The sequence below is a fragment of the Streptomyces arenae genome (genome assembly GCF_022343545.1).
Taxonomy (GTDB): Bacteria; Actinomycetota; Actinomycetes; order Streptomycetales; family Streptomycetaceae; genus Streptomyces; species Streptomyces humi.
In genome coordinates this window covers 94,127-116,578 of the sequence record NZ_JAKQYH010000086.1, presented here as the reverse complement: position 1 = coordinate 116,578, position 22,452 = coordinate 94,127, and the positions used below count along the sequence as shown (strand labels likewise).

Here is a 22,452-nt window from a genome sequence, read left to right as displayed (position 1 = left end):
CGCTGCTCCTACTCACCCACCTTGGCGACGAGTACGCAGGCCTCGTCCGTGCGCCCGCTCTCGCCGAACTCCTCGACCACGGCCGTGACGCAGTCCTGGGCGGTGCGCGCCGCCCCGAACCGCGCGGTCAGGCCGAGAAGGGAGTCCAGAGAGTCCGCTCCGCTGTGCCCGGGTACCAGTCCGTCGGTGTACAGCAGGAGCAGATCGCCCGGTTCCAGGGTCACCTCGGCCTGCCCGTAACAGGCTCCCGAGGTGGCGCCGAGCAGCACGCCGTCCGGCGCGCCGAGCACCCGCCCCGTCCCGCCGCGGAACAGCAGCGGGGCGGGGTGTCCTGCCTGGGCCCAGCTCAGGACACGGGTGGTGGGCCGGTAGCGGCAGCAGACGGCGCTGCCCAGCGCGGGTTGCACGGTGGCGTCGAGTAACTGGTTGAGCAGGGACATCAGACGCGCCGGCGGGGCACCGGCCATCGCCATCCCGCGTACGGCGCCCAGCAGCATCGCCATGCCCGAGGTGACCGCCACCCCCTGTCCGGTGAGATCGCCGACGCTGAGCAGGGTGTCGCCGTCGGGCAGTTCCAGCGCGTCGTACCAGTCGCCGCCCGGCAGGGCACCGCTCGCGGACGGCAGGCACCGGGCCGCGACCTCCAGCGTGCCGGGGCCCCGACGCGGCAGCCGCAGCGCGTCACGGCCGGGCGGCAGCACCGCTTCCTGGAGTTCGACGGCGAGCCGGTGCTCGGTCCTGGCCTGCTGGCGGTGGCGCTGCATCGAGTCGTGGGTCTCGTGCACCTCCCGCTGGCTGCGGCGCAGTTCGCTGACGTCCCGCAGGACGGCCCACATCGAGGCGGTGCTGCCGTCGCCGCCGAGCACGGGCTCGCCCATCATGTGGACGGTCCGCACGCCCCCGTCGGGGCGCACGATCCGGAACTCGTCGTCGATCGGCCTGGCGTCGACCAGGCAGCCGGTGACCATCGTGGTCAGCCGGGGCCGGTCCTCGTCCAGTACCACTGACGGCAGTTCGTCGAGGGTGAGCGCGGGCGCGGCCGGGTCGCGGCCGAGGATCCGGTAGAGCTCGGTCGACCAACTGGCCTCGTCCGTCAGGAGGTTCCACTCCGCGCTGCCGACGCGGCTGAGCAGCGATCCCGGGGCGGGCGGGGCGGCCGGCAGGGGTTCCGGGTCCGCGTCGCGGGGCGGCGGGGCCGGTCCGTCCCGCAGCTGGGCCAAGTGCTCGTCGAGGTCGTTGAGCTGATGCAGCGCCAGGTCGTACAGCGCCCGCTGCCAGCGTTCCTCGGGGTCCGCTCCGTCGCTCCGGGTGTCCCGCCGTACGGCGTCCACGTCGCCCTTGAGCCGCCGTGTCTGCGATATCAACGCCTCGACCGAGCCGCGCCCGGGCGGCTGGGCGGCGGGGCGGTCCGCGGAGACATGGGACGGCATGACGCACTCCGATGCGGGGACGGGAAGGGCCAGAACGGGCGGGGGACCGGTTACGACTGTTGCACAGCCTGCGACGCCCTGTAAGGGATTTGGCAACACACGATACGGTGGTGCTTCTGACATATGCCAGAGTCTTCACGGGCTGGTCGGGCCGTATGGAAGACGTACGCGCGGTGAAGGGTAAGGCGTAGGCGGACTACGTGAGTTGACCCATTTTCAAGGGCGCTCGCGTCGCGCTCGGGCGGTTGTTCGACGCGCTTGTGTTCACAGTGTCGTGGTCTCGGCCAACGGCGGCAACTCTGTCCGGATTTCGCGTCATGCGAAGGGCCTTCGCGGAGTCCTACAGGCATGGACATCACTTTCGAGCAAGCCGCCCGCGCCCGGCTGATCACCGCCGAGGACCAGGAGGTCCCGGTGCCCGCCACGCTGCGGTACACCTCCGGTGATCCGCTGGCCGTGTTCGTCGACTTCCCCGCCGAGGTCACGCTCGGCGGGGAGGAGGTCACCTGGACCTTCGCCCGTTCGCTCCTCGATCAGGGACTCGGGGCGCCGGCCGGCCGCGGGGACGTGCACATCTGGCCCTGCGGACCGGGCCGTACGGCCGTGGAGTTCCACTCGCCGCACGGTCTCGCCCTGCTCCAGTTCGACACCCAGGCGCTGTTCCGGTTCCTCCAGCGCACCCACGAGGTGGTGGCCCCGGGGGAGGAGGACGTCGCGGGGGTCGTCGAGCAGGGGCTGAGCGCCCTGTTCGGGGGCGTGTGAGGCCCCCGGGGCCAACCGGCGCGCACTTTGACTTTGTTCACTCCCGCCTCGCTCAATCCGGTTGACTCCCGCCTCACCCGCTCGGGTCGTGAGCCGTCCGACCGCCCGAGGGCGGGGCCGATGACAGCGATCAGCCGAAGAGGCTTCGTGGGACTGGACGCTTCCGTCGCGGCGGTCATGGCGGTGAGCGCCACCTGGGGACGGCTGCCGCGAGTGTCAGCGGTCGGCGTCCGCGTACAGGTCAGGGCGCGGGGCGAGTTCCACGGTCGTACGGGTGCCGGACTCCAGCGCCCGGACCCCGGCCTCCGCGACGACGGAGGAGGCGTAGCCGTCCCACACGCTCGGTCCGGTGACCCGGCCCTGCCGGGTGGCGTCCACCCAGGACTGCACCTCGCGGTCGTAGGCGTCGGCGAACCGCACCAGGTAGTCCTGGGCGACCTCCTCGCGGGCCCCGCCGGCCGAGGTGACCAGCATGGTGTGGTCCTCGCCGATCCGGGCGCTGCCCCGCTCGCAGACCGCCTCGCAGCGCACCTGGTAGCCGAATCCGCAGTTGACGAAGACCTCGACGTCGACGAGGGCGCCGCCGTCGGTCTCGAACAGCACCAGCTGCGGATCCAGCAGCCCGTCCGGAGCGTCCGAGGAGGGCCGCGGACGCAGCACGGTCACCGCGGTCAGTTCCTGGCCGAGCAGCCAGCGGGCCGCGTCGATCTCGTGCGAGACCGAGCTGTTGACCAGCATGGCGCTGGTGAACCCCGGCGGTGAGGAGACGTTGCGGTGGACGCAGTGCAGCATCAGCGGGCGCCCCAGACCACCGTCGTCCAGCAGGGACCTCAGACGCCGGTACTCGGCGTCGTAGCGCCGCATGAAGCCGATCTGCGCCAGCCTGCGGCCGAGCCCCGCCTCGGCCTCCACCACCCGCAGCGCACCTGTGGAGTCCGGCACCATGGGCTTCTCGCACAGCACCGGCAGCCCGCGCTCGAAGGCCGCGAGCAACGGTTCCTCGTGGGCCGGTCCGGGGGAGGCGATCAGCACCGCCTCCACACCGGGCGCGTCCAGCGCGGCCAGCGGATCCGCGTGGACGGTGACGCCGTCCCGGCCGGCCACCGCGTCCTTGGCCCGGTCGAGGTCGGGATCGGCGACGGCCACCACCCTCGCGCCGCTCACCACGTGGTCGAGCCGCCGTATGTGGTCGGCACCCATGTGTCCGGCACCCAGTACCGCGACACCCAGCAGCTCAGCCACGCCCGCACTCCCTCTCAGCCGACGCCGACGATCACCTCGTAGGTTAGACGCCGGCCGAGAAGGGGTCGGTCAGTAGCGCAGCACCCCGGCGATGCCGTTCTCGTCGCCCAGGGCGCCGTCCGGGACGAACCTGACGTCGGCGCCGGTCTCCAGGCACTGCTCGACGATCTCGTCCACGATGTCGTCACGGGCGTCGAGGTCGCCGCTGACGGCCGGGATCAGGTGGTCGCCGTCGTCGCGGACCGTGGCGCGGTAGTTCTCCTCGACGGCCAGCAGCCGCACGCGGCCCTCGCGCGCGCTCTGCCAGACCTCGTCGACACCGGCCGCGAACGTCCGGTGACCGCGCGCGGATTCCAGCTCCCGGGTGACCGCCGCCGTACTCCGGCGGGACTCGGCCTCCAGCAGCGGCCGGATCGCCTGCCAGACCGCCTCCGGACCGGCGTGCGAAAGACCGCCGTGCTGCACGGGGATGCTGTGCCTGGCGACGTTGCCCAGCTCCTCCCACAGGGAGAGGGCGGCCTGCTCGCCGGTGACGTAGAGCTGCCGCGGCTCGTCGCGCAGCACCGCGGCCATCGCGGTGTCCGCGTCCCGCAGGAAGTGCTTGGTGTCCTCGTCGCGGAAGGTGCTGGGCATGTCGCCGATGCGCTGCAGGCGCTCGGCGTCGAAGTTCACCTGGCGGCGGACCAGCGGGAAACCGCCGTCCCGGCTCTCGGTGACCCGGTCGATCCCGCCGTTCCAGAGCGTGACGCGGTCGGCCGAGAGCGAGAGCACCCAGAACGGCCGCTCGGCGGCGTGCGCCGAGACCAGGTTGCGGGTGAGGAAGGTGTCCGAGAGCACCACACGCTCGGGGACACTGCGGGCCAGGGACCACACCTGGTGCTCACCGGGCGCGGCGAAGATCACCAGACCGTCCTCGGTGTACGTGAGATCGACCTCGGCCAGGGCCCGGTCGAGTTCCCTGATGACGTCGGACCGCCGTTCCCGGGTGATCGCGGGATCGGCCTCCAGCTGCTTCTTCGCCTCGGCCACGACATTGCGCAGCCGGACGGAGTCCTGGGCGTTGTCGGGCTCGCGGCGGTGCGTCGGCGTCAGCACGGAGACGGCGGGATAGAGGCGCGGGCGGCGCAGCTCGGCGAGGGTCGATGGACTGAGTGCGTGCTCCATATCAGCACCATAGGGCCGAATCGCCGGTGCGGCATTTGGGGTAATCCGGCACCGGTCGGGGCTCGGTGCCGTACGGGCGTCAGGACGCGGCTCCGTAACCCTGTTGAGGCCTGGCCACCGGTGACGCGGGGCCGCGCGGCCCATTACCGTACCCGGCAGTAACCGGATCGCGCCCCAGGAGGCCCCCATGCCGCAGCTCGAAGTCGACGGAGCGGTGCTGGCGTACGACGACGAGGGCCCCCGGGACGGCACCGCCGCGCCCCTGGTGTTCATCCACGGCTGGACCGCCGACCGGCACCGCTGGGACCACCAGACCGCGCACTTCGCCGAACGGCGGCGGGTGGTCAGACTCGACCTGCGCGGGCACGGCGAGAGCACCGGGGCGGGGGTGCGGACCATCGGCGAACTGGCGCAGGACGTCACCGCGCTCCTCGACCACCTGGAGGTGGACCGTTTCGTCCCCGTCGGCCACTCCATGGGCGGCATGATCTCCCAGACCCTCGCCCTCGCCCACCCGGCCCGCGTCGAGCGGATGGTCCTGGTCAACTCCATCGGGCGGATGACGTACAGCCGGGGCCGCGGGCTGCTCATGGCGGCCTCGACCCTGGTGCCGTTCAAGCTCTTCGTCGCCGCCAACATCCAGCGTGCCTTCGCCCCGGGGTACCCCCGCGAGCGGATCCGCGAGTACGTCCGCTCCTCCGCCGGCACCCCGCGGGAGGTCGTGATGACGCTGTACGGCGCCATGCGGGCCTTCGACGTCCTGGACCGGGCCGGCGAGATCACCGCGCCCACCCTGATGGTGCACGGCTACCACGACGTCCAGCTGCCGGCCGGGCAGATGCTGCGGATGGCCAAGGCCTACCCCGACGCGGAGGTGCGGATCATCGACGCGGGCCATGAGCTCCCGGTGGAGCGGCCCGCCGAGCTGACGGCGGCGCTGGACCGGTTCCTGACCCCGGCCGCGTAGCGCGGGACCCGACAGCACCAGGTGACCGGCGCCCGGCGAGAGCCGAGGCGCCGGTTCCGTTTGGGGAACTTTTTGCGCTTGGCCGGTTCGAGGCGGGCGGGGCCCGTCAGGAGGCGGGTTGGCGGTCCTCGCGCGGGCAAAGCGCGGCCGAAAGCGGGCGAAGGGGGAGGCCGCGAGAGCCCCGCCGTGTTACGCCCAGGTTGACCGGCCGGAGACCCGGGCGCACGCTCGTCATATAGGTGCTGAATACAAGTGGTTCGCTCGGGCAATCGCCCCTGGCGTGGAACCGCAGGTGGCGCGGGTTGTCCGGCGGACCGGCAGCAGGAGGTAGCGCATGTGTGGCATCACCGGCTGGGTCTCCTTCGACCGTGACCTCACCACCGAGACGCACGCATTGGATGCGATGACGGAGACCATGGCCTGCCGCGGTCCCGACGACCGGGGCACCTGGAGCGAGGGCCCCGCCGCCCTGGGCCACCGCCGGCTCGCCATCATCGATCTGCCCGGCGGCCGCCAGCCCATGACCGTCCGCACCCCGGAGGGCACGGTCGCGATGGTCTACTCCGGCGAGGCCTACAACTTCACCGAACTGCGCCGCGAACTCGTCGGCCGCGGCCACGAGTTCACCACCGACTCCGACACCGAGGTCGTCCTGCGCGGCTATGTGGAGTGGGGCGACACCATCGCCGAACGGCTGAACGGCATGTACGCCTTCGCCGTCTGGGACGGCCGCCACGACAAGCTCGTCATGATCCGCGACCGCATGGGCATCAAGCCCTTCTACATGTATCCCACCCCGGACGGCGTCCTGTTCGGCTCCGAGCCCAAGGCGATCCTCGCCAACCCGCTGGTCCGCCCCCGGGTCGCCCTGAGCGGTCTGCGCGAGCTGTTCACCATGGTCAAGACCCCCGGACAGGCCGTCTGGGAGGGCATGCGGGAGGTCGAGCCGGGCACCGTCGTCACCGTCGACCGCCGCGGCCCGCGCAGCCGCGCCTACTGGCGTCTGGAGACCCGCCCGCACCTCGACGACCGCGACACCACCGTGGCCACCGTCCGCGAACTCCTCGACGACATCGTGCGCCGCCAGCTGGTCGCCGACGTACCCCGCTGCACCCTGCTCTCCGGCGGCCTCGACTCCTCCGCGATGACCGCGCTCGCCGCCCGGCAGCTCGCCGCGCGGGGCGAGAAGGTCCGCAGCTTCGCCGTGGACTTCGTCGGCCAGACCGAGAACTTCGTCGCCGACGAACTGCGCGGCACCCCCGACACGCCCTTCGTGCACGACGTGGCCCGCCTCGCCCGCACCGACCACCAGGACATCGTCCTCGACGCGAGCAGCCTCGCCGACCCCGCCGTCCGCGAGCGGGTGATCCGGGCCCGCGACCTGCCGGCCGGGTTCGGCGACATGGACGCCTCGCTCCTGCTGCTGTTCCGGGCCGTCCGCGACCAGTCCACGGTCGCGCTGTCCGGGGAGTCCGCCGACGAGGTGTTCGGCGGCTACCTTCAGTTCTTCGACGAAGGGGCCCGCAACGCCGACACCTTCCCCTGGCTGTTCCAGTTCGCCCGGCACTTCGGCGACGACTCCGGCGTGCTGCGCACGGACCTGGCCAAGGCGCTCGACCTGGAGTCCTACATCGCCGACTCCTACCACTCCGCCGCCTCCGCCATCCAGCGCCTCGACGGCGAGAGCGACTTCGAGTACCGCATGCGCCGGATGAGCCACCTGCACCTCACCCGCTTCGTCCGCGTCCTGCTCGACCGCAAGGACAGGATGAGCATGGCCGTCGGCCTCGAGGTACGGGTGCCGTTCTGCGACCACCGCCTCGTCGAGTACGTCTACAACGCGCCCTGGGCGCTGAAATCCTTCGACGGCCGGGAGAAGACCCTGCTGCGCGAGGCCACCCGGGACGTCCTGCCGCGGTCCGTGTACGACCGGGTCAAGAGCCCCTACCCCTCCACCCAGGACCCGGAGTACGGCCGGGCCCTCCAGGACCAGGTCAAGGACCTGGTCGCGCGTCCCGACCACCGGGTCTTCGAACTCGTCGACCGCGAGAAGGCGGACCGGGCGGCCCACCTGCCCCGGCTCGCCGGCCAGGCGGCCAGGCGCGGCCTGGAGCGCACCCTCGACCTGGCCCACTGGCTCGACCTGTACGACCCGGAACTCACCCTCTCCTGAGGCCCCTGAGGCCCCTGAGGCCCCTGAGGCCCCTGAGGCCCTGAGACCTCTGAGGCTCCCGGGGCCAGGAAGTCTCAGTCCGACGAGCCGCCGCCGGCGTGCCCGGCGGCGGTGTCCGCCGGGCAGGAGCTGCCGTCGGCCGGCAGCGTGCCGTACAGCAGGAAGTCGTCGACCTTGCCGTGCACGCACCTGGAGGACGTGTAACCGGTGTGGCCGTCGCCCCTGTTGTCCAGCACCACGGCCGACGGCCCCAGCCGCTTCGCGGTCTCGATCGTCCAGCGGTACGGCGTCGCCGGGTCACCGCGCGTCCCCACCAGAAGCATCCGCGCCGAGGGCACGTCCTTCACCTGGTCCCGGATGAAGTCCGTGCCGCGCGGCCGGCCGTAGCACAGCAGCACCTGGGTCAGCCGGAACCGGCCGAACACCGGGGACGCGTGCTGGTACTCCCGGTTCAGCCGGGCGACGTCCTGGGAGAGCCTCCCGGCGCTCGGCCGGTCCGGGTCGTCGGCGCAGTTGATCGCCATCAGCGCCGCGGACAGGTTGTCCACGGGCACGTCCTGGCCGGCCACCAGCCCGCCGCTCCCCGCCTTCGGCGACTTCCGCACGAGCGGCACGGCGTAGCCGCCGGAGGCGAAGTTCTGCACCCCCCGGGTGTCCCCGTCCTCCGTCAGCGAGGCCAGCGCCCGCGCGAGCAGCGGCCACAGGTCCTTGCTGTACAGCCCCTCACCGATGGCGCCCACCAGGTCCTGGCCGGTGAAGGGATCCCCGAAGTCGGACGGCAACGGGTCCTTGTCGAGCGAGCGCACCAGCTGGACGACCGCGTCCCCGGCCTTGCGCCGGTCCTGCCCGAAGGGACAGGCGAGGTCGGTGACGCACCAGTCGAGGAAGTCGTCCAGCGCGGTCTGCTGCCCCTGGGCACCGGCCACACCCTGCTGGGCCAGCGACTCGGTCAGCGTGTCCACGCCGTCCAGCGCCATCCGGCCCACGTTGTGCGGGAACTGCGCCGCGTACACCGCGCCGAGCTTGGTGCCGTAGGAGAAGCCCAGATAGTTCAGCTTCCGGTCGCCGAGCGCCTGGCGGATGACGTCCAGGTCCCGGGAGGCGTTCACGGTGCCTATGTGGGCCAGCACGGGACCGGAGTGCTCGGTGCACCGCACGACCAGCTGCTTGAGCCGCTTCATCAGGGCCTGTGGCCGGGTGACGTCGGGAGGCTCGGCCGAGCCGCGGTCGTCGGAGGGCCCGCCGGTGCCGTCGCCGCAGCTGACGGGGGAGGAGCGGCCGACGCCGCGGGGGTCGAAGCCGACCACGTCGTAGCCGTTGGTGAGGCCCATGAACTCCTTGCCGGAGAGCCCGAGCTCGCTGACGCCCGAGCCGCCCGGGCCGCCGAAGTTCAGCAGGACGGAGCCCCGCGACCTGCCCGTCGCCCGGTAGCGGGACAGGGCCAGATCGAGGGTGCCCCGGTCCGGCCGCGCGTAGTCGAGCGGGACGGTCACCTTGGCGCACTGCATGTCCTTGGGTAGTTCCTCGTCCTGGCACGCCGTCCACCGGGCCTTCTGCCGGTAGAACCGGGTCAGGTCCGGCTGTCCGCCGTCCGCGACCGAGGCCGTCGCCGGGAGGGTGGGCAGTCCCGCGCCGAGCAGGGCCAGCGTGACGGCTCCGGCGCCGACGCAGCGCCGCAGGGCGGGCCGGGTACGGGGCACGGCAGGCATCGGGGCCTCCAGGAACACTCCGTGACGGACCGGGTACAGGGCTTTCGCCCACCATAAGCACGCCACGCGGGCCCCGCCTCCCGGCGAGCGGACCGCGCCGGGGTGCCGTACCCTCCGCCGCTTCGCCGGCTTCGGCCCCCGTACGCGTTTTGCCTGCGGTTCGAGGGCGATGTAGCTCGATGGGGTGAAACGCGCATAAGCCATAACCCGTATGTGCCGTACGCGTTTTAACCGTTGCGGGCGAGCGCCCGTAATCATGTCTGGAAGGCAGGGAACCTATGAAACGGGTTACCCGAAACGGTGTGATCGCCGTCGCCGCCGCCTCCGGGGCGATGGCCGTGGCGGTCCCCGCCTGGGCCGACTCCGGTGCGGACGCGACCGCGGCCGGTTCGCCCGGGGTGATCTCCGGCAACGGCATCCAGCTGCCGGTGCACGTTCCGGTGAACGTGTGCGGGAACACCGTGAACGTGGTGGGGCTGCTGAATCCGGCGGCCGGCAACGCCTGCGCGAACGAGGGCGGCGGCGCCGGAGCCGGCACGTCCGGCGGTTCGGCCACGACCGGTGGCGCGTCCGCGCGGGGCACCGAACAGGACTCGCCCGGGGTGATCTCCGGCAACGGTGTCCAGCTGCCGGTCGACCTCCCGGTGAACGTCAGCGGCAACAGCGTCGACGTGGTCGGCGTCCTCAACCCGGCCATCGGCAACACCTCGGTGAACACCTCCGGCGACCACCCGAGCCCGCCGAAGACGACCCCGAAGCCCACCGCGCCCGCTCCGGAGCCGCCCGTCACGGCGCCGCCGAAGAAGCGGCCGGCCCCCAGGTCGCACCCCGTCGCGCCGCCGGTCACGGACGCCACCCTCGCCCACACCGGGACGGACCTGACCGGCCCCGCCGCCGGGGTCGGCGCGGCGCTGCTGCTCACGGGCACCGTGCTGCACCGTCGCTTCCGCCCGGGCCGGCCCCGCTGACCGCCGCCGTGTGACACGCAGCCGAGGGGAAGCGACGCGGCAGGCCCCACCGAACCCATCCGGCGGGGCCTGCCCCGGCGGCCGAGCCGTCCCACCTGGTGCGGCGGGGGTCGTCCCCTTCTGGCGGAGCCCTCTGGCGGGGCCCGCGGGCCGGGGTCCGCGGGCGACGAGCTGGCGGGCGCCCACGGCCAACGGGTTCTCCGGGCACGCCAGTTGTGCGTGACGGCGGCTTGATCCCGGCGTGGCGTGGGGGTCGGTGATCGGGAAGGATGCTGCGGGCGCGGTGCCGGTCGCCGTGCCCTCGGACCCCGTCACGCAAGGGAGCGCATCGATGACCTCTCCGGCCCCCCAGGACCTCGTCGTCACCCGGGCCACGCTCGACGACTGGCCGGTGATCAGCGGCTGGGCGGCCGACGAGGGCTGGAACCCCGGACTGTCGGACGGGCCGGCCTTCTTCGCGCAGGACCCCGAGGGCTTCTTCCTGGGCCGGATCGACGGGGAACCGGTGTCGGCCATCTCCGTCGTGAACCACGGTCCCGACTACGCCTTCCTGGGCTGCTACCTGGTCCGCCCGGACCTGCGCGGCCAGGGCCACGGCTACGCCACCTGGAAGACCGCGCTGGCCCACGCCGGCAACCGCACCATCGGCCTGGACGGCGTGGTGGCCCAGCAGGACAACTACCGCCAGTCCGGCTTCGAGTCGGCCCACCGCACGATCCGCTTCACCGGCACCGCCCCGGCCGCCGAGGTGCCCGAGGGCGTCCGCGCCGTCCGCCCGGCCGACCTCGCGGCCGTCACGGCGTACGACAGCGCCTGTCACCCCGCCGACCGGCCGCGCTTCGTCGCCGCCTGGCTGACCGGCCCCGGCCACACCGCACTCGTCCGCCACGACGGCGACCGTGTCACCGGTTACGGCGTGCTCCGCCCCGGCCGCGACAGCCTGCGCATCGGCCCGCTGTTCGCCGACACCGCCGCCGACGCCCACGCCCTGTTCGCCGCCCTCAGCGCGGCGGCGGCCGGCGCCGAGGTCGCCATCGACGTACCCGAGACCAGCACGGCAGCCGTCGCCCTCGCCGAAGCGGCGGGCTTCACCCCGTCGTTCGAGACCGCCCGCATGTACACGGGCCCGGTCCGGGACCACGCCCGCGACCGGGTGTTCGGCGTGACGACACTGGAACTCGGCTGACCCCCGGCAAATGCGTTGCCGCGGCACGGCTCGGATGCTGGAGTACTCGGATGGATCTCCGAGTGCTCGCTCTGTACGACCGTGACATGCGTGAGGGCGCGCGTCCCGACGGCCCCGGCACGCGGGTCGAACGCGTCGGCGCGGTGGTGCGCCAGTTCGCGGACGCCGAAGGGTGGAACGGCGTCCTGTGGTCGGCGCTGGACGAGACGACCGCGGACGGGGCGATCGCCGAGCAGGTCGAGTTCTTCGGTGCGCTGGGCCAGGAGTTCGAGTGGAAGCTCTACGGCCACGACCTCCCGTGCGATCTCGGCGCACGGCTGGTCGCGGCCGGGTTCCGGCCGGAGCCGGCGGAGACGCTGATGGTGGCCGAGACCGCCGGACTGCGCGTCGACGCCGGGCTTCCGGACGGCGTGCGGACCATGCAGGTCACGGACGCGGCCGGGGTGGATCTCCTGGTGGACGTCCATGAGAAGGCCTTCGGCACCGACGGGGCCCGGCTGCGGCACCGCTTGCTGGCGCAGTTGGCCGAGTGGCCCGACACGGTGGTCGCCGTCGTGGCGCTGGCCGGGGAGGAGCCCGTGAGCGCCGCCCGCATGGAGTTGCCGCCGGGGACGCGGTTCGCCGGCCTGTGGGGCGGCGGTACGGTGGCGGAGTGGCGGGGGCGCGGGGTGTACCGGGCCCTGGTCGCCCACCGCGCACGTGTCGCCGCGGCCCACGGTTACCGGTATCTGCAGGTGGACGCGTCCGCGATGAGCCGGCCGATCCTCGAACGGCTCGGATTCCACGCCCTGGGCACGACCACGCCGTACGTCCACGCCGGGTGAACTGCTACGCGCAGCCTCAACTGCCCGTAGCCGGGTGAGCAGCCACGGGGCAGCCTCGACTGCCCGCGGCGCCCCACCCGGCGTGGACGCGGATCGCGATCACGGTCCGGCGCCCCTGACCGGGCGCCCGGAGGTCACCGGCGTGCCTTGGCCCGGTCCAGTGCCGCCACCCCCACCGCCGCCAGGGCGATCTGGATGAACCACTCGATCCAGTCGGGACCCTTGGTGTCGGCCACGCCGAAGCCCGCCGCGATCGCCGAACCCAGCAGTGCCGCCACGATGCCGACGACGATGGTCCACAGGAAACCGATGTGCTGCCGGCCGGGGACGACCAGGCGTCCCAGCACACCGATGATGATTCCGATGACGATGGCGCTGATGATGCCCGAGATCTCCATTTCCGCCCCTCTCCTGCCGGACTCCGCTGCACTCCAATCTGCCCGCTGGAGACGGGGCCAGTCCCCTCCGGTTGTTACGGCGGTTTTCTGTTCACCGACCGGACATGCCATGTACCTTTCAAAGAGTCGACGCGTGTAGAAATCTCAAGCCGGTTCTACGCGCGCAGAGTTGGCGCCCCGCACCGCCTCTTCCCCACCCCTCATGGAGGTTCGCCGGATGCTTGGATCCAGCAGATCCCGCCAGAGACTCACCACCGCCCTGGCCGGGCTCGGGCTGCTCGTCACCGGAGCCGCCCTCCAGTTCGGCACCGGGGCCGCGCCCGCCCACGCGGCCACCACGTACCGCGTCCTGTTCGACGACGGCCACGCCGAGGAGGCCGGCAACGCGGACTGGATCATCTCCACCAGCAAGCCCGACCCGCTCTCCGAGGACTCCTCCCCGTCCTCCGAGACCGACTGGACCGGCGCGCTCTCCTCGTGGGGCGTGGCTCTCCAGAAGACCGGCAGCTACAGCCTGAAGACCGCCACCAGCGCGCTGACGTACGGCGGTTCCGCGACCACCGACCTCTCCAACTTCGACGCCCTGGTGCTCCCCGAGCCCAACACGCTGTTCACGACCGCCGAGAAGACCGCGATCATGAACTTCGTGAAGGCCGGCGGCGGGCTGTTCATGATCTCCGACCACACCGGGGCCGACCGCAACAACGACGGTGAGGACGCGGTCGAGATCCTCAACGACCTGATGACGAGCAACAGCGTCGACTCGACCGACCCGTTCGGTTTCTCCATCGACTCCCTCGACATCAGCTCCGGCTACCCGGCCGCGATCAGCGACAGCACCGACCCGGTGCTCAACGGCTCCTACGGCACGGTCACCAAGAGCCTGATCGCCGACGGCACCACCGCCACCCTGAAGCCCGCCGACAACTCGAACGTCAAGGGGCTCGTGTACCGCAGCGGTTACTCGGGCAACACCGGCGCGTTCTTCCTCACCAGCACCTTCGGCAGCGGCCGGGTCGCCTTCTGGGGCGACAGTTCCCCCATCGACGACGGGACCGGCCAGTCCGGCAACACGCTGTACGACGGCTGGAACGACACCGGCGCCACCAACGCGGCCCTCGCCCTCAACGCCACCGCCTGGCTGACCGGCGCGAGCAGCGGCAGCGGCGGCGGTGGAGGAGGCGGCGGTGGCACCTGCACCGCGGCCCAGCTCCTCGGCAACCCCGGCTTCGAGTCCGGCAACACCACCTGGACCGCCAGCAGCGGGGTCATCACCAACTCCAGCAGCGAGGCGGCCCGCACCGGCTCCTACAAGGCCTGGCTCGACGGCTACGGATCCGCCCACACCGACACGCTGTCCCAGTCGGTGACGATCCCGTCCGGCTGCTCCGCGACGCTCAGCTTCTATCTGCACGTGGACACCGCGGAGACCACCACCAGCACCGCCTACGACAAGCTGACGGTCACCGCCGGATCCACCACCCTGGCCACGTACTCCAACCTCAACGCGGCCTCCGGATACGTCCTCAAGAGCTTCGACGTCTCCTCCCTGGCCGGCACCACGGCCACCATCAAGTTCACCGGTGTCGAGGGCTCGACCCTCCAGACGTCCTTCGTCGTCGACGACACCGCGCTCAACGTGAGCTGAGCGGGACGGACGGTTCCGGCGCGCCCGCCGGAACCGTCCGCTCCACCGCGTTCCAGCCGGACACCCGCACCTGGGGCGCCGAGCCGTGCAGATCAGCGGTCCGGTAGGTGGCCGTCAGGGTCACCGACTCGCCGGGCCACAGGCTGACCTCGTTGTCCGACCACCGTACGGGCAGTACCGGTGTGCCGTTCGCGTCGACCAGGTGGACGTCCGTCAGCAGGGCCGGTGTCTTTCCCGTGCCCGTGTTGCGGACCGTGACCGTGGTGGTGGACGTGCCGTCCGCCCCGGTCGTGGACGCCGTCGCCGTGACCGGCACCTGGGCCATAGAGGACAGTGCCGTCAGGTCGGCGTAGCCCGTCGTCGGCGTGTGCCACCAGTCGGTCTTCGCCCAGTCGAGGGTGTCCGACCTGGTGGAGAGCCAGTAGACGTTGCGGCTGACCTCCTTGCCGTCGGCGTCCGTGAGGACGAGCCGCGCCAGGTAGGCGGAGGACAGACCGCTCACCGAGGCCGGCAGGGTGAGCGCGGTGCCGTGCGCGCCGTCGCCCTGGACCGTGACCCCGCCGACCGTCCGGTCGTACTTCTCGGTGCCGTCGGGATTGAAGAGGGTCGCCCGGACGGTGAGCCCGGACGCCGCCGCGTGCCGGTTGTTCACGACGACCACCGAGCGGTCGTCGTAGGAGTACTGCACGTGCACGGGCTCGTTGGCCTTCTTGGCGCCGAAGTAGGCACCGCCCTGGTCGAGGTGACGGTCCATCAACTGCCAGTGCAGGGAGGTCCAGCCGCTGTTGAACATCCAGTAGATGACGCCGGTCGAGGGCTTCGAGGCGTCGGTCTGGTTGCGCTCGTAGGCCTCGTACTGGGCGCGGACGTTCTCGTACTGGGCGAGCTGGGCCTTGCGGACGTAGTCGGTCAGGCTCTTCGGGGCGCCGTAGCGGCCGGTGAGCGCGGCGTCGTAGACCTTCAGGGTGCCGAAGGTCGAGGACGGCGAGCGGTGGTACTGCTTGGCGTCCGGGTTCTTCCAGAGGGTGTCGAGTTCGGCCGGGGTCATCATGCGGCGCAGGGTGTCGAGGGTCGGGATGTCCGGGCCCGCGCTGGTCTCGGAGTTGAAGCCGGTGGCGCCGCCCTCCCGCTTGGCGTACCAGTAGGACGGCGGGACCCAGTCGTAGGGGCCGGTCATCTTCATGCCCGAACCGCCCAGCTGGGGAGCGGACTTGTCGGAGGCGGCGGGCACCACCGGGACGGTCCAGTCGGCGGCGCCCAGGGCGTCCAGGTAGTTCTTCTCGATCTTCGCGTCGGGCGCGGCGTCGCTGCCGATCAGGAAGGAGGCCACGCTCGGGTGGTCACGCAGCCGGGCGGCCTCGGCGGCCATCGAGGCCTGGGCGACCTGGTAGTCGGCGGCGGTCCACTTCTCGCCGCTCTCGCCAGGGTTGGTCTGTCCCTCCCACTTGTCGCAGCACTCCCAGCCGGGCAGGGTGAGGACGCCGAGGCGGTCGGCGAGGTCGAAGAACTCGTCGGGCTCGATGTGGCCTTCCAGCCGGATGGCGTTCAGGCCCAGGTCGAGGGCGTACTTCAGGCGGTCCTCGGCGTAGGTGCGGTCCCAGCGCAGGAACTCGTCCGGCGACCAGCCGCCGCCCTTGATCAGCAGCCGGCGGCCGTTGACCGAGTACTGGCGGGCGCCGTCGGAGTTCAGCGGGGCCCTGACGTCCCGGACGCCGAAGGTCTCGTGGGCGGTGTCCGAGGCCGTGCCGGCGACGGAGGCGGTGAGATCGAGGCCGTAGAGCGGCTGACCGCCCATGCCCGCGGGCCACCACACCTTCGGGGAGGTGAGGCGCAGATCCGGGGTGTCGTCCGGAGTGAAGGTCACGGTCCTGGTCTCGTGGGCGGCGAGGGCGACCGACCGGGTGAGCGGCACGCCGGCGACGGTGCCGGAGACCTCGGCGGTGACCGGCGCGTCGGAGTCGTTGCGGGCCTGTGCCCGCACCGTCAGGTCCGCCGTCGCGAGGGACGGCACCGCCAGCTCCGTCACCACGTGCGCGTCGCGCAGCGCGACCGGGCCGCCGCGCCGCACCACCACGTCCCGGACGATGCCCATGTTCTGGTCGGGCGGCGGCTGGAGCCAGTCGAGCCAGCCCATGGTGAGGTTCTTGTTCGGGTCGTTGGGCTGGATCCGGAAGGCGACCGTGTTCGTCCCGGACCTGACCAGCGAGGTGATGTCCAGTTCGTGGTGCGTGTAGGCGCCGGTGACGTCCGAGGCGGTTGCGACCCGCTGACCGTTGACGTACACGTCGGCCGCCGAGATCACCCCGCTGAAGTCCAGGTAGCTGCGCTGCGAGGGGTCGTCGACCTGGAAGTCGCTGCGGTACCACCAGGGCACCTGGAAGGGGGACTTGGGGATCTTCTGGAGGTTGGTGGAGACGAACGGGTCGTCGTACACGCCGTCGGCGAGCAGCGCTGCCAGCACCGTGGAGCGGGGGCCCGCCGGATACCAGTCCCGCGCCGGATAGCCGGGGGAGGAGACCGCCGACGCGGAGTCGCCCACCTCGGCCGTGGAGCGGATCGCGTAGCCCGCCAGCGGTGTCCTGGACCCGGCGGCGGACGGCACCCGGGTGATCCTGGGGTGGCCGAACGAGGGGGAGTGGGCGGTGGCACCGGCCGGGTTCCTGGCGCCGGCCCAGGCGCTCGTGTTGAGTGAGCAGAGCAGGCCCAGGGCCACGGCGGCCGTGGCGAGGCGGTGTCCGGGGGCGGGGCGAGGGAACACGGCGGTCTCCAGGCTCGTAAAGTTAGGAAACTTTACTAACTCGGCTCAAGCTAGGGTCCCGAAAGGGGTGTGTCAATCACCGTGGGCCCCGCGCGAGTTGGTGGCGCCGGTTTCAGGACGCGGCCGACCGGCGCTCGAAGACCAGGTCACGGGCGGTTCCCAGGGCCGTGGCCACCGCGCCGAGCAGTACCGCGTCCTCGCCGAGCCGGCTGGGCGCCAGCTTCGGACGCAGCGGGGTGAGGGTGCGCAGATGCTCGCGTACCGGACGCAGCAGCAGGTCGACGCTGTGCCCGACCCCGCCGCCCAGCACCACCAGGTCGGGATCGAGCACGGCCGCGGCCGCCGCCACCGTGTGCGCGATCCGCTCGCCTTCCAGCCGTACCGCCTCGACGGCGGCCGGGTCGCCCTGGCGTGCCGCGTCGAACACGGACTTCGCGGTGAGCTGCCCCGTCATCCCCAGCCGCCGCGCGGTCTCGGCCACGGCCACCCCCGACACCGCGTCCTCCAGCCGCTCCGGCCTGCGCTGTCCGGGCCAGGGCAGGAACCCTATCTCCCCGGCGAGCCCGTGCGCCCCGGTGAACAGCCGTCCCTCGCTGACCACGCCCATGCCCAGACCGGTGCCGATCATGATGTACGCGAACAGCCGGCTGCCCGCCCCGATGCCGTACGTGTACTCGCCGAGCGCCGCCAGGTTGGCGTCGTTGTGCACCTCCAGCGGGACGCCCAGGTCCTCGCGCATCCGGTCGAAGAGCCCCGCGCGGCCCCAGCCGGGCAGGTGCATCGCGTACCGCACCCGGCGCTGCCGCTCGTCGTACACGCCCGGGGTGCCCACCACCCCGTGCACCACCTCGGCCGGGTCCACCCCCGAGTTGGCGACGACCTGTCGTGCGGTGGTGACCAGCAGGCCGGCCATGGCGTCCGCACCGCGGGCCCGGTTGCGCACGTCGGAGCGGGCGACCAGGGTGCCGTCCAGGTCGGCGAGCGCCACCCGCAGCCAGCCGCGGCCCACGTCGACGCCGAGGGCGTACCCCGCCGCCGGGTCGGGCGCGTACAGCACCGCGGTACGACCCCGCTCCGGGGCGTGCGTACCCGCCTCCCGGACCAGGCCCGCCGCCGCCAGCGCGGCCAGCGCGCTGGACACGGTCGGCTTCGACAGGCCGGTCTCGCGGGCGAGTTGGGCACGGGAGGCGGAGCCGAGCGTCCGCAGCCGGGCCAGCAGCAGCCGCTCGTTGGAGCTGCGCAGGCGCTGCCGGCTCCAGGGCTGGTCCTGCTGCTCTACGACGTCACTGGCGGCCATCGCATCATTCTCACCGATTCCCGGCGCATACTTGACGCATCTAGTAAGGCTCCTTAACTTTATCGGCCATCCCGCCTCCTCGGCCGACGTCCCTCCTCCTCGCGTCAGGAGCCCCGCCATGTCCGGTAGTCCCGGCCGTCCCGTCCGTTCCGACGACCTCCGCGCCGCGCCGCCCGACGGCGGCTTCGTCCGCCGCGTCGGCCTGTTCCAGGCCACCGCCATCAACATGAGCCAGATGTGCGGCATCGGCCCCTTCGTGACCATCCCGCTGATGGTCGCCGCGTTCGGCGGCCCGCAGGCCGTCATCGGCTTCGTCGCGGGCGCGCTGCTCGCGCTCTGCGACGGCCTGGTCTGGGCCGAACTGGGCGCCGCGATGCCCGGCTCCGGCGGCAGCTACGTCTATCTCCGCCAGGCCTTCCAGTACCGCACCGGACGCCTGATGCCGTTCCTGTTCGTGTGGACGGCGATGCTCTTCATCCCGCTGATCATGTCCACCGGTGTGGTCGGCTTCGTCCAGTACCTGGGCTACCTCGCCCCCGGGCTCGGCCGGACCTCCGGCGACCTGATCGGACTCGGTGTCATCGCCCTGGTGGTGCTGCTGCTCTGGCGCGGCATCGAGCACATCGCCCGGATCACCGCCGTGATGTGGGCGGTCATGATCGCCTCGGTGCTGCTGGTGATCGTCGCCGCGGCGAGCGACTTCAGCCCCCACCTGGCCTTCACCTACCCGGCGCACGCCTTCGACCTGACGAGCGACCACTTCTGGCTCGGCTTCGCCGCGGGACTGACCATCGGCATCTACGACTACCTCGGCTACAACACGACCGCCTACATGGGCGCCGAGATCAAGGAGCCCGGCCGGGTGCTGCCGCGCTCCATCCTCTTCTCGATCCTCGGCATCATGGCGATCTACCTGCTGCTCCAGATCGGCACCCTCGGAGTCATCGACTGGCACCGCATGACGGACCCCTCCGACATCGCGTCGACCTCCGTGGCCTCGGCGGTCCTGGAGAAGACCTGGGGCAAGGGCGCCGCCGACACCGTCACCGTGCTGATCCTGATCACGGCCTTCGCCTCGGTCTTCACCGGCCTGCTCGGCGGCTCCCGGGTGCCCTACGACGCCGCCCGCGACCGTGTCTTCTTCCGTCCCTACGAGAAACTGCACCCCAAGCACCGCTTCCCGATGCTGGGCCTCGCGACCATGGGCGTGATCACCGCGATCGGGTTCCTGATCGGCCGCCACACCGACCTGGCCACGCTGATCCAGCTGCTCACCACCGTGATGGTGATCGTCCAGGCACTGGCGCAGATCGTCGCGCTCTCGGTGCTGCGCCGCAGGCAGCCGGCCCTGAAGCGGCCGTACCGCATGTGGCTCTACCCCCTGCCCAGCATCGTCGCCTTCGCCGGCTGGTGCGTGATCTACGGCTACGCCGACAAGAACTCCCCGGGCCGCCACCCCATCGAGTGGTCCCTGGCCTGGCTCGCGCTCGGCTGCGTGGCGTTCGTGCTGTGGGCGCGCGTCGAGAAGGTGTGGCCGTTCGGCCCCAGAGAGATCAATGAGGAGTACCTCGCCGCGCCGGAGCAGCCGGCCGTCGTGTGACCGGGCGGCCGACGGGGCCGGTCCGCGTCGCCGGGCCGGCCCCGTGTCCTCCCTTCCAGGAGGTGCTCGTGACGGCTATGCCATGGGCGTCCGCCTGGCCGACGAGGCGGCGCACACCAGGCCGAGGCAGAGGGCCAGCGCGCCGATGACGATGTTGTTGATGACGACCCCCGTGTCCGGGCTGGTGCCGACCACCCAGGGCGCGATGATCATCCAGATGCCCAGCGCGCACATGGCCCAGCTGAGGCCGTACATGCGCTCCGGGGCCCGGGTGAAGCCCAGCGCCAGCAGCCCTATCGCTATGCCCATGATCAGGTTGTGGGTCATGAGCGCGGGCTGGCTCGCCGCGTAGTGGACGATCCACGGGGACGCCGCGCAGTACAGGCCGAGCAGGAACACCGGCCCGTCCACGAGCGCCACGTCGCGGCCGCCGAGCATGCGGGCGTAGCGCTCCCGCATCTCGGAGACATCGGGATGGCTGGTTATGTCACTTCTGCCGTGCGAGACGTTGGCCATGACTCGTCTCCTTTGACTTGCAGGCCTGATCGCGTCTGGTGCGTGCGATTTACGCCGCTTGCTCCATTCTGCTCTTATTTCCTCTTTATGTGTAGCTCTCTGTCTTATGTGCGGCTCTCCGGCCGACGGTCAGTGGTGCTCGGCATTTCGGGCATGTCCGCGTCGATGTGGGGCAGCCGAACATTACGGCGGACGGCGACCCAGGAGGTGCAGGTCATGACGGGTGCGAAGATTCTGGAGCGATTCCCTGCCGGGTCCCCCCGGGGTTCGTGGCCGGCCGAGGAGTACGCGGCCGAGTGCCGCGCCGAGGGCAAGCCGGCCACGGTGGTGATGGACCTGAAGACGGACGCGTTCCTGGTCGTGGTCCGCACGGACGAGGACTGACCCGGCAGGGGCGCGGTTCGCCGAATCCTTGACCGGTGATTCAGGGCTCCGCGATGCTGTGTTGCGGAATGCGAGATGTGCCGCGCAATGAGCAACGTCTCGCCGGCTCTGTCAGTCGAGGAGTGGCCATGTCCCAGCAGGTCCGCGGAGTCGTCGCGCTGAGCAAGGGTGCCCCGGTCGGTCTGGAGACCATCGTGGTGCCCGATCCCGGTCCGGGGGAGGCGCTGGTCCGGGTCGAGGCGTGCGGGGTCTGCCACACCGATCTGCACTACCGTCAGGGCGGGATCAGTGACGACTTCCCGTTCCTGCTGGGCCATGAGGCGGCGGGCGTGGTCGAGGCCGTGGGCGACGGGGTCACCGATGTCGCGCCGGGCGACTTCGTGATCCTCAACTGGCGTGCCGTGTGCGGGAACTGCCGGGCCTGTCTGCGCGGCCGCCCCTGGTACTGCTTCAACACCCACAACGCGAAGCAGCGGATGACCCTCGCCTCGACCGGGCAGGAACTCTCCCCGGCCCTCGGGATCGGCGCCTTCGCCGAGAAGACGCTGGTCGCCGCCGGGCAGTGCACCAAGGTCGACGCGGCCGTCTCCCCGGCCGTCGCCGGGCTGCTCGGCTGCGGGGTGATGGCGGGCATCGGCGCCGCGATCAACACCGGCGACGTCGGACGCGGGGACAGCGTCGCGGTGATCGGCTGCGGCGGTGTGGGCGCGGCCGCGGTGCTCGGCTCGCACCTGGCCGGCGCGGCGAGGGTCATCGCGGTCGACATCGACGACCGGAAGCTGGCGAAGGCCCGCGCCCTGGGCGCCACCCACACGGTCAACTCCCGTGAGGGCGACCCCATCGAGGCGATCCGCGAACTGACCGGCGGCTTCGGCGCCGACGTCGTGATCGAGGCGGTGGGCCGCCCGGAGACCTACCGGCAGGCCTTCTACGCCCGCGACCTCGCCGGCACCGTCGTCCTCGTCGGCGTGCCCACTCCCGAGATGAAGCTCGAACTCCCGCTCCTGGACGTCTTCGGCCGCGGCGGGGCCCTCAAGTCCAGCTGGTACGGCGACTGTCTGCCGTCCCGGGACTTCCCGATGCTCATCGACCTGCACCTGCAGGGCCGGCTGCCGCTGGACGCCTTCGTGACCGAGACCATCCAGCTCGACGAGGTGGAGAAGGCCTTCGAACGCATGCACCACGGTGACGTCCTGCGCTCGGTGGTGCTCCTGTGACGGGCGACGCCGGCGTCTCGCGGCCTCGCTAGCGGATCCACGGCAACCGCCGGCCGCTACTGCCACGGCACGGCCCCGCCTCGGTGACGGCCCCCTCGGGCGACCCCGGGCGGGGCCGTCGTCGTATCGGACGGGACGGGTGTTTTCGCAGCTCACACCCGGTTTTCCGGGTGCTCGGGCGAGCCCGGGCGGACGCCGTGGCGGCCCCG

18 protein-coding genes are annotated in these 22,452 nt (G+C 71.8%); 10 read left to right on the top strand and 8 right to left on the bottom strand.

Features of this window, described 5'->3' with window-relative positions; genetic code table 11:
* Positions 1-8: 8 nt before the first annotated feature.
* Entirely contained in the window at positions 9-1,430 is a 1,422-nt protein-coding gene (locus tag MB828_RS39170) for a PP2C family protein-serine/threonine phosphatase (RefSeq protein ID WP_301652318.1), read from the bottom strand.
* Positions 1,431-1,778: 348 nt separating this feature from the next.
* Between MB828_RS39170 and MB828_RS39165 the strand changes: the two genes are divergently transcribed.
* Entirely contained in the window at positions 1,779-2,192 is a 414-nt protein-coding gene (locus tag MB828_RS39165; protein WP_133025168.1) for an SsgA family sporulation/cell division regulator, read from the top strand.
* A 216-nt stretch (positions 2,193-2,408) separates the two neighbouring features.
* Here the strand turns inward: MB828_RS39165 and MB828_RS39160 are convergent, their stop codons facing one another.
* On the bottom strand, positions 2,409-3,434 hold the full coding sequence (locus MB828_RS39160; protein ID WP_301652317.1) for a Gfo/Idh/MocA family protein: 1,026 nt from the start codon (positions 3,432-3,434) through the stop codon (positions 2,409-2,411).
* A gap of 69 nt (positions 3,435-3,503) precedes the next feature.
* Positions 3,504-4,598, bottom strand: coding sequence for a chemotaxis protein (locus MB828_RS39155; RefSeq protein ID WP_301652316.1), 1,095 nt, complete (start codon positions 4,596-4,598; stop codon positions 3,504-3,506).
* A 187-nt stretch (positions 4,599-4,785) separates the two neighbouring features.
* Between MB828_RS39155 and MB828_RS39150 the strand changes: the two genes are divergently transcribed.
* Positions 4,786-5,565 (top strand): alpha/beta fold hydrolase, encoded by a 780-nt coding sequence (locus MB828_RS39150; RefSeq protein ID WP_301652315.1) that lies wholly within the window; start codon positions 4,786-4,788, stop codon positions 5,563-5,565.
* A gap of 334 nt (positions 5,566-5,899) precedes the next feature.
* Entirely contained in the window at positions 5,900-7,738 is a 1,839-nt protein-coding gene (gene asnB / locus MB828_RS39145) for an asparagine synthase (glutamine-hydrolyzing) (protein ID WP_301652314.1), read from the top strand.
* Positions 7,739-7,812: 74 nt separating this feature from the next.
* Here asnB and MB828_RS39140 read toward each other — a convergent pair whose 3' ends face one another.
* Positions 7,813-9,447, bottom strand: coding sequence for an alpha/beta hydrolase (locus MB828_RS39140; protein WP_301652313.1), 1,635 nt, complete (start codon positions 9,445-9,447; stop codon positions 7,813-7,815).
* Positions 9,448-9,725: 278 nt separating this feature from the next.
* Between MB828_RS39140 and MB828_RS39135 the strand changes: the two genes are divergently transcribed.
* The 3 genes from MB828_RS39135 (at position 9,726) to MB828_RS39125 (ending at position 12,425) form a co-directional block, all read left to right on the top strand.
* Positions 9,726-10,415, top strand: coding sequence for a chaplin (locus MB828_RS39135; protein ID WP_301652312.1), 690 nt, complete (start codon positions 9,726-9,728; stop codon positions 10,413-10,415).
* Between the two features lie 331 nt (positions 10,416-10,746).
* A complete protein-coding gene (locus tag MB828_RS39130) occupies positions 10,747-11,601 on the top strand; it encodes a GNAT family N-acetyltransferase (protein WP_301652311.1) in 855 nt (284 codons plus the stop codon).
* A 50-nt stretch (positions 11,602-11,651) separates the two neighbouring features.
* Positions 11,652-12,425, top strand: coding sequence for a GNAT family N-acetyltransferase (locus MB828_RS39125; protein WP_301652310.1), 774 nt, complete (start codon positions 11,652-11,654; stop codon positions 12,423-12,425).
* A 134-nt stretch (positions 12,426-12,559) separates the two neighbouring features.
* Here MB828_RS39125 and MB828_RS39120 read toward each other — a convergent pair whose 3' ends face one another.
* On the bottom strand, positions 12,560-12,823 hold the full coding sequence (locus MB828_RS39120; RefSeq protein WP_133025177.1) for a GlsB/YeaQ/YmgE family stress response membrane protein: 264 nt from the start codon (positions 12,821-12,823) through the stop codon (positions 12,560-12,562).
* A gap of 217 nt (positions 12,824-13,040) precedes the next feature.
* Here MB828_RS39120 and MB828_RS39115 point away from each other — a divergent pair, with 217 nt between their 5' ends.
* Positions 13,041-14,471, top strand: a complete 1,431-nt coding sequence (locus tag MB828_RS39115; RefSeq protein WP_301652309.1) for a hydrolase — start codon at positions 13,041-13,043, stop codon at positions 14,469-14,471.
* Here MB828_RS39115 and MB828_RS39110 read toward each other — a convergent pair.
* Together MB828_RS39110 and MB828_RS39105 are read right to left on the bottom strand one after the other, a co-directional pair.
* Positions 14,458-17,229 (bottom strand): glycoside hydrolase family 2 protein, encoded by a 2,772-nt coding sequence (locus tag MB828_RS39110; protein ID WP_301652308.1) that lies wholly within the window; start codon positions 17,227-17,229, stop codon positions 14,458-14,460. The genes MB828_RS39115 and MB828_RS39110 overlap by 14 nt on opposite strands.
* Positions 17,230-17,341: 112 nt before the next feature.
* Entirely contained in the window at positions 17,342-18,526 is a 1,185-nt protein-coding gene (locus MB828_RS39105; RefSeq protein WP_301652307.1) for an ROK family protein, read from the bottom strand.
* 118 nt (positions 18,527-18,644) lie between these two features.
* Between MB828_RS39105 and MB828_RS39100 the strand changes: the two genes are divergently transcribed.
* Positions 18,645-20,126 (top strand): APC family permease, encoded by a 1,482-nt coding sequence (locus MB828_RS39100; protein WP_301652306.1) that lies wholly within the window; start codon positions 18,645-18,647, stop codon positions 20,124-20,126.
* A 75-nt stretch (positions 20,127-20,201) separates the two neighbouring features.
* Here the strand turns inward: MB828_RS39100 and MB828_RS39095 are convergent, their stop codons facing one another.
* Positions 20,202-20,642 carry an SPW repeat protein gene (locus MB828_RS39095; RefSeq protein ID WP_133028918.1) on the bottom strand — a complete coding sequence of 147 codons (441 nt, stop codon included), beginning with the start codon at positions 20,640-20,642 and terminating at the stop codon, positions 20,202-20,204.
* A gap of 216 nt (positions 20,643-20,858) precedes the next feature.
* Between MB828_RS39095 and MB828_RS39090 the strand changes: the two genes are divergently transcribed.
* Both MB828_RS39090 and MB828_RS39085 read left to right on the top strand, forming a co-directional pair.
* The gene (locus tag MB828_RS39090; protein ID WP_301652305.1) at positions 20,859-21,026 is read left to right on the top strand and encodes a hypothetical protein; all 168 of its coding nucleotides are present in this window, start codon (positions 20,859-20,861) and stop codon (positions 21,024-21,026) included.
* A gap of 128 nt (positions 21,027-21,154) precedes the next feature.
* Positions 21,155-22,243, top strand: coding sequence for an S-(hydroxymethyl)mycothiol dehydrogenase (locus MB828_RS39085; protein WP_301652304.1), 1,089 nt, complete (start codon positions 21,155-21,157; stop codon positions 22,241-22,243).
* The last annotated feature ends 209 nt before the right edge of the window (positions 22,244-22,452 follow it).

Excerpts from the sequence above, each read along its gene's own strand:
- MB828_RS39170 (WP_301652318.1), bottom strand. The coding sequence starts at position 1,430 with ATGCCGTCCCATGTCTCCGCGGACCGCCCCGCCGCCCAGCCGCCCGGG.
- MB828_RS39165 (WP_133025168.1), top strand. The coding sequence starts at position 1,779 with ATGGACATCACTTTCGAGCAAGCCGCCCGCGCCCGGCTGATCACCGCC.
- MB828_RS39155 (WP_301652316.1), bottom strand. The coding sequence starts at position 4,598 with ATGGAGCACGCACTCAGTCCATCGACCCTCGCCGAGCTGCGCCGCCCG.
- MB828_RS39150 (WP_301652315.1), top strand. The coding sequence starts at position 4,786 with ATGCCGCAGCTCGAAGTCGACGGAGCGGTGCTGGCGTACGACGACGAG.
- asnB (WP_301652314.1), top strand. The coding sequence starts at position 5,900 with ATGTGTGGCATCACCGGCTGGGTCTCCTTCGACCGTGACCTCACCACC.
- MB828_RS39140 (WP_301652313.1), bottom strand. The coding sequence starts at position 9,447 with ATGCCTGCCGTGCCCCGTACCCGGCCCGCCCTGCGGCGCTGCGTCGGC.
- MB828_RS39135 (WP_301652312.1), top strand. The coding sequence starts at position 9,726 with ATGAAACGGGTTACCCGAAACGGTGTGATCGCCGTCGCCGCCGCCTCC.
- MB828_RS39130 (WP_301652311.1), top strand. The coding sequence starts at position 10,747 with ATGACCTCTCCGGCCCCCCAGGACCTCGTCGTCACCCGGGCCACGCTC.
- MB828_RS39125 (WP_301652310.1), top strand. The coding sequence starts at position 11,652 with ATGGATCTCCGAGTGCTCGCTCTGTACGACCGTGACATGCGTGAGGGC.
- MB828_RS39120 (WP_133025177.1), bottom strand. The coding sequence starts at position 12,823 with ATGGAGATCTCGGGCATCATCAGCGCCATCGTCATCGGAATCATCATC.
- MB828_RS39115 (WP_301652309.1), top strand. The coding sequence starts at position 13,041 with ATGCTTGGATCCAGCAGATCCCGCCAGAGACTCACCACCGCCCTGGCC.
- MB828_RS39105 (WP_301652307.1), bottom strand. The coding sequence starts at position 18,526 with ATGGCCGCCAGTGACGTCGTAGAGCAGCAGGACCAGCCCTGGAGCCGG.
- MB828_RS39100 (WP_301652306.1), top strand. The coding sequence starts at position 18,645 with ATGTCCGGTAGTCCCGGCCGTCCCGTCCGTTCCGACGACCTCCGCGCC.
- MB828_RS39095 (WP_133028918.1), bottom strand. The coding sequence starts at position 20,642 with ATGGCCAACGTCTCGCACGGCAGAAGTGACATAACCAGCCATCCCGAT.
- MB828_RS39090 (WP_301652305.1), top strand. The coding sequence starts at position 20,859 with ATGACGGGTGCGAAGATTCTGGAGCGATTCCCTGCCGGGTCCCCCCGG.
- MB828_RS39085 (WP_301652304.1), top strand. The coding sequence starts at position 21,155 with ATGTCCCAGCAGGTCCGCGGAGTCGTCGCGCTGAGCAAGGGTGCCCCG.